The organism is Gelidibacter algens, from assembly GCF_001678675.1.
GTDB classification, from domain to species: Bacteria; Bacteroidota; Bacteroidia; order Flavobacteriales; family Flavobacteriaceae; genus Gelidibacter; species Gelidibacter algens.
On sequence record NZ_LZRN01000010.1, the window covers coordinates 121,347 to 127,554 of the forward strand.

The window sequence follows — 6,208 nt, forward strand, 5'->3', positions numbered from 1 at the left end:
GAACAGACATTTGGTGAATTTCTTATTTCAACAGACATAACAAAATTAGACATTGTTGCAATTCACGTTTTTTTATCTAAATATTCAGGCTGGAGCGACAATATTCCATTTGACAAAGTGAGAACCTCTATTAAAAACTCACTAAATTTTGGACTATTCATAACAATAATCAAATCGCTATTGCTTATATAAATTGTTGGCAACAGTTTTAAATCAGTTCTATTTCTTGGTAGTATTTTTATTTTTGAGTTTTCAAATATTTCTCCGCCAAATTCTTCATTATCCAAAGAAATTGTTGAAATATCCTCAATTCCCATTATTCCGAATACGAATTTCAAGTAAGTTGTTTGGAAATTCATATGCTCATTTTTTTCATTTTCTCCATATCCTGTATCTCCTCGACTTGAGAGGATAAACATTTTTTTTTCTTTAAGAAGTCCGACATAATCCCCGTCAGGTACACCAGAGCGAAACTTCCAAGTTTCGTTAATTCTCATAAGCTGGTCGATATATGATTTTAATCCACTAGGAATAGACCAATTGTACATTGGTGTTCCAATAACGTAAATGTTATGCTCCTTAAATTCTTTGATTAATTTGTCGCTGAATTTAACTCCAGACTGGTTTTTTAAAGTTCTTTCCTTTGGTTTAATAAATGCACTTGCAATCCATTTTTCATTTATGGGCGGGATTTCCTCCAATCCAACTTCTCTATGAGTAAAAATGTAGTTCGGATTTTTATTTTTCCAGTTTTCTTCAAAAAGCTGCGTTAGTTTTCGGCTGTGGGATTTCTCATTTCTTATACTTGCGTTTATGATTAATACTTTGCTCATTTTTTTGTATTTTAAATTATGAAGCAAAGTTCTGTAAAGAAAAAATAAAAAAAATTGATGTAGTTTAAGATGCCTCTATTTTTTTGCGGATTCTGCTCAAAAATTCGGCAGTAATCCCTAAATAAGAAGCAATTAGATAGTTTGGTACTTTGTCGGCAATTTGAGGATAGTGTTTCAAAAAATCCAAATAGCGCTGTTCGGCGTCAAGAACATTATTTAAGATTATTCTCCTTTGAAGACTTCCCAGATAATTTTCCAGGATGATTCTAAAAAAGCGTTCGAGTTTGGGTACTTGTCCTAACATCTCTTGAAAAGAGTTGTAGTGGATTTGTAGTAATGTAGTCCTTTCAATGGCTTGAATGTTGTAAATCGAAGGCTTTTGTTTTTGAAAACTCTCAATATCAGTTGCCCACCAATTTTCAATTGCAAAATATACGATTTCTTCTTTTCCTGTTTCAGAATTTATGTAAAAAGCCTTTAATGTTCAGTTGACCACAAAATTGTCGGTTCGGCAAATTTCTCCGTTTCTCAACAAGTAATCTCCTTTTTCAAGCGTTTTCTCAATCCAAAATGTTTTGATTAAATTTTCTTCTTCCCAATTTAATTTAATGTACTCTGAAATTGATTTGGTTATACCTTCGGTGCATTCAAATTGTTGCTAACGTTAAGTATATAGCATTTAGGGCAGTAGAAAGTGATAAACTTTCTAGTTTGCACTGAGTCATATTGTTGTATTTTGTTTTTAATTTATTCATACTTAAAAGCCAAATCAACAATTTGGCGGTGTTTGTAAATAGCACTGAACTTTCGTTAACCACCGAACGCCCTATTTGATATACAGTGTTGGCAGTAGTTTTCTTGCATTCTACTTCCTATACTTAAACACTATATACTCTCCTTCATTTGATACTCCCTCGGAAACTGGTTCCCATTCCTGTTTTAAATAAAATCTTACTCCTAATACATTTTTTTTCAAACATTTTAACGTAAGGTCAGAGTTTACCAATTCAATCGCGCTATTCAGTAAAATTCTTCCAATTCCTTTACGCTGAAAATCATTTGATATATACAAATTATGAAGGAAGTTGTCATTGAGCCAAACTGAAACAAAACCTACAATTTCATTTTTCACTTTTGCTACCAAAATGAATTCTCCATCTGTGTCTTTGTCGAAAGATGATAAATTAAAGGATTCTTTTGATAGCCAAGTAAAATTAGTTTGTCGAACTTCTAAATACATTAGTTTAAGCTGTTCTCTATCATTTTCTTCAAAATGTGTTATCTCGATTTTCAAATCTGCTTTCAATTGTAATTACTGCCAACAAATATATAGAATTAAAGCATAAAAAACCGCTCATAATTAACGGTTTCCATACATAAAATACCAAGCCTTAATTAGCTATTCCAGAGCCTAAATAAGACTGTTTGATAACTGACTAGAAGGGCTATAAATGCCATAAATAGCTCCACAGCATTCACCTGCATAGATGGATGATATTGGCCCGGTTTAAGTTCCAACCGTTCTCGCAGCTCCTACAGTACTAGATATAGGGATATATTGTTACTGACAATTTAACTATTTTCCCTGCAATTTGATTGGGGAATTAGTAAATTTGAACTTACGTTATTTTGAAAAAAAAAGAAAATATCTTAAGGAATAACATACAGTCCAATGACAGAGCAAGATAGTATCAATCAAATCTTTTTCAAATTTTTATCGCAATATAATTTTGATGAAAAGGATTTGGATTATTCTATACTAGATAAGCATAAAGTTGCATTACAAGCATTATCCTCTGTTTCTAATTCAGGAATAAATGTTTTCGATATATGCCAACGACAAGTCGCTTTTTTCTCTTCAAACTTCGGAACCTTATTGGGATATATACCATCAGATTATGAAGAGTTGGGACAACAATTTTTTGCCGACAAACTCCATCCTGAAGATAAATTAAAATTAAGTTTACAAGGCATTTTGCATTGTCTTCGAGATGGCCACCAGCAGCAAGAGCGTATCGAGTGTCCAGATGGGAAAGCGCTTCGATGTCCGACAGGGAACCGCCTGGTATTTTATGCAGAAAGTGAGGACGGCGATGGAGAGCAGCCGGCAGTACCCACTGTCGGAAATTGTCCATGTGGATGAGTTCACGGTAGGTGGGAAAGAAGAGGGCAAACAGGGCCGAAGCTACGACTCCAAAAAGAAAAAGGCGGTGATAGCGGTGGAACTCAACAGAAAGCGCCAAGTGAAAAGGGTCTATGTATAATCGATAGGGGACTATTCCGCGAAGTCCCTGACACCCATATTCGAAGAGCATATAAGCACGAGCGCCAAAGTGGTGACGGATAAATGGCGAGGATACGCGTCCTTGAAAAAGATATATGATATTGAGCAGAGATAAAGCGCAAACGGCAAGAATTTCAAGGAAATGCACATTATTATAATGCAGTTGAAATCTTGGTTGAGGGCAATTCCCACCCACGTAAGCAAATGGCATGTCCAAAGATATTTCGATGAGTTCTGTTTTAGGATAAACAGGTCACAGTTCAAAGAGACCATTTTTCATTAAACCATTGAAAGAATGGTCGACAAAAAACCAATGTATCAACAACTGATTAAACAGCACGTAACTATAGAACTCAGATAATTTATATTCACTTTTTTGTTTTATAATTAGTTTTTTAAGACAATTTTTCATTAATTTTTACTTTATTAATCAACAAAAAAATAAACTATGTTAAAAAACTATTTAATGTTTTTGATACTACTTATCGGTGGGTCAAATTTTGCTGTATCGCAAGAAGTTTCCGGAACTGTGACGGATGATACCTCACAGCCATTACCTGGAGTTTCGGTAATCATTGAAGGAACTTCTACAGGAACAATTACAGATTTTGAGGGTAAATTTTCTATTAAATCTAATATCGGAGACGTTTTAGTCTTCTCTTATGTGGGTTATGAAACTCAAAAGATAACAGTTAATAGTTCTACTATTTCTGTCACTATGCAGTCAGGTGTTGGTTTAGACGAGGTTATTTTGGTCGGTAATAGATCAAAGCCACGGACGATTTTAGATTCGCCAGTACCTGTAGACAACATTGGTCTTGCTGAATTAAGAAATACTGGGCAACCAACAGTGGACAAAATGTTGACCTATAAAGTACCTTCGTTTAACTCCACAAATCAAGCAATTTCTGATGGAACTGCTCATTTTGATCCTGCGGATTTAAGAGGTTTAGGACCAAGTAGAACCTTGGTTTTAGTTAATGGAAAGCGAAAAAACCAAAGTGCTTTGGTATATATAAACGATACACCTGGAAAAGGTGAGGTAGGTGTAGATTTAAAAAGTATACCAGCAGCAGCTATTGAAAGAATAGAAGTTTTGCGTGATGGAGCTTCGGCTCAATACGGATCTGATGCTATTGCGGGTGTTATAAATATGGTACTAAAGAAGAATGTTGAATACACAACAGTTGGTGTGAGGTCAGGTATTACCACCGAAGGGGATGGATTTAATTTTGGAGCTGATTTGAATACCTCCATAAATTTGGGCCCTGATGGTAGTTATTTAAACTTCACTTTAGGATATTATGAGCAAGAAAAAACCAATAGAGCTGGAACGCCAGGTGAAGACGGTTTATTTGGTATTGCTGCAAATGATCCTACTTGGGGTACATGGTTAGCTGAAAATCCTGATTTAGGAATGACGATAGGCCAACCAGAACTTAAGATAATGGATGTTTTTTTTAATGCAGGTATTCCACTAAATAATACAGGAGCTGAATTTTATTCCTTTGGAGGGTTAACATATAGAACAGGAACAAGTTTTGCTCTCTATCGCGCACCGTATTGGGTTTCTGATCCATTTAATTTGTTACATGAATCTGGTACTACTTATCAAGGATTCCAGCCTACTTTTGAGACCGATATTAGAGACAATAATTTTACGGTCGGATTTAAATGGGATTTATTTGGGTTTAAAGCCGACTTAAGCGGAACTTATGGTAGAAATGCTGTTGATTATGAAGTAAATAATACGTTAAATAGAGATTTGGGAGCTAATAGCCCAACCTCTTTTGATGTAGGAGCGTATTCATTTAGTAATACGTTAGCTAATTTAGATTTTTCTAGAAATTTAGGGCAAATAGATGTTGCTTTTGGTGCTGAGGTTAGAGGAGAACGCTTTACGTCGACAGCAGGAGACCCCGCATCATATTTTAATCCTACAGGAGCTGGAGGAGCACAATCCTTTCCTGGATTGCAACCTTCTAACGCATTAACAGCTGATCGGGACAATTTTGGGGTTTATGCCTCATTGGATTGGGAGCCTACTAAAGATTTATTAATTGGTGGAGCAGTACGATATGAAGATTTTAGTGATTTTGGTGATAATACATCTTGGAAGGTAGCTTCACGATATTTGTTAGGAAATAAAGGTGCTATAAGAGCTTCTTACAGTACAGGATTTAGAGCACCATCGTTACATCAAATATATCTCAGTAACGTGCAAACTTTAGTATCTGGAGGTGCTATTTCAAATCAAGGAACCTTTAACAATGTTGATCCAATTATTAGAGAAGGTTTAGGCGTCCCTCAATTGACAGCTGAAACAGCTAAAAATATTTCTGCTGGTATAACTTTTAAACCAGTGTCTAATCTTTCCTTATCGGTTGATTTTTATAATGTCAAAGTAGATAATAGAGTATTATTTACAAATGAAATTGGTTTTGATGATAATACAGCTACAACTAACCCAGTGGAGCAAATATTAATAGATAACTCTATTACTAGTTTGAAATTCTTTGTGAATGCGGTAAGCACAAATACAAGTGGAGTTGACTTGGTTGCCAATTATAATAACATTCAATTGGGTAATGGAAAATTAGGTGCGACTTTAGCTGCAAACTTCAATGAAACTAAAATTGATGGAAAAATTGATACACCAGCTTTGCTAGAGGCTAATAATTACGAAATATTTAATCGAAAAGAACAATCAAGAATTATTTCTGCGCGCCCGCAATCGAAAGTGCTTTTAGGGTTTGACTACAAATTGAGCAAATGGAACTTTGCATTAAATAACACTTATTTTGGAGAAGTAACCTGGCAACATGCAACAGACACGGATAAAGACCAAACCTTCACAGGGAAAATAATTACTGACTTATTATTAGGGTATGAATTTAGCAACGCTATATCAGCTTCAGTTTCTGTAAATAATTTATTAGATGTATATCCTGATGAAATTGAAACAGGAGGTGATGTGGTAACTGACTTAGGGGGACGTTTTAGATACCCTTGGGAAGTGAACCAATTTGGTTTTAATGGCACTACAATTAGTGCTTCACTAAATTTTAAATTTTAAAAAATTAAAATTATA

At 34.8% G+C, this 6,208-nt stretch carries 4 protein-coding genes and 1 pseudogene; 2 read left to right on the top strand and 3 right to left on the bottom strand.

The annotated features are described in order from the left end of the window. Window positions 1-62: 62 nt before the first annotated feature. The 3 genes from A9996_RS07065 to A9996_RS07075 form a co-directional block, all read right to left on the bottom strand. Complete coding sequence (locus A9996_RS07065) at window positions 63-833, bottom strand: FMN-dependent NADH-azoreductase (RefSeq protein ID WP_083993880.1); 771 nt, start codon at window positions 831-833, stop codon at window positions 63-65. A 64-nt stretch (window positions 834-897) separates the two neighbouring features. After that, window positions 898-1,137, bottom strand: a complete 240-nt coding sequence (locus tag A9996_RS20225; RefSeq protein WP_211272637.1) for a Crp/Fnr family transcriptional regulator — start codon at window positions 1,135-1,137, stop codon at window positions 898-900. 561 nt (window positions 1,138-1,698) lie between these two features. Next, complete coding sequence (locus tag A9996_RS07075) at window positions 1,699-2,139, bottom strand: GNAT family N-acetyltransferase (RefSeq protein ID WP_083993881.1); 441 nt, start codon at window positions 2,137-2,139, stop codon at window positions 1,699-1,701. A gap of 655 nt (window positions 2,140-2,794) precedes the next feature. On the opposite strand from A9996_RS07075, the pseudogene A9996_RS19545 reads away from it, so the two are divergent. Together A9996_RS19545 and A9996_RS07085 are read left to right on the top strand one after the other, a co-directional pair. Then, a pseudogene (locus tag A9996_RS19545) lies at window positions 2,795-3,478 on the top strand (IS1595 family transposase); the annotation flags it as partial. A gap of 87 nt (window positions 3,479-3,565) precedes the next feature. Next, window positions 3,566-6,193: a TonB-dependent receptor gene (locus A9996_RS07085; protein ID WP_066432650.1), complete on the top strand. Its 2,628-nt coding sequence runs from the start codon at window positions 3,566-3,568 to the stop codon at window positions 6,191-6,193. The last annotated feature ends 15 nt before the right edge of the window (window positions 6,194-6,208 follow it).

Excerpts from the sequence above, each read along its gene's own strand:
- A9996_RS20225 (WP_211272637.1), bottom strand. The coding sequence starts at position 1,137 with ATGTTAGGACAAGTACCCAAACTCGAACGCTTTTTTAGAATCATCCTG.
- A9996_RS07065 (WP_083993880.1), bottom strand. The coding sequence starts at position 833 with ATGAGCAAAGTATTAATCATAAACGCAAGTATAAGAAATGAGAAATCC.
- A9996_RS07085 (WP_066432650.1), top strand. The coding sequence starts at position 3,566 with ATGTTAAAAAACTATTTAATGTTTTTGATACTACTTATCGGTGGGTCA.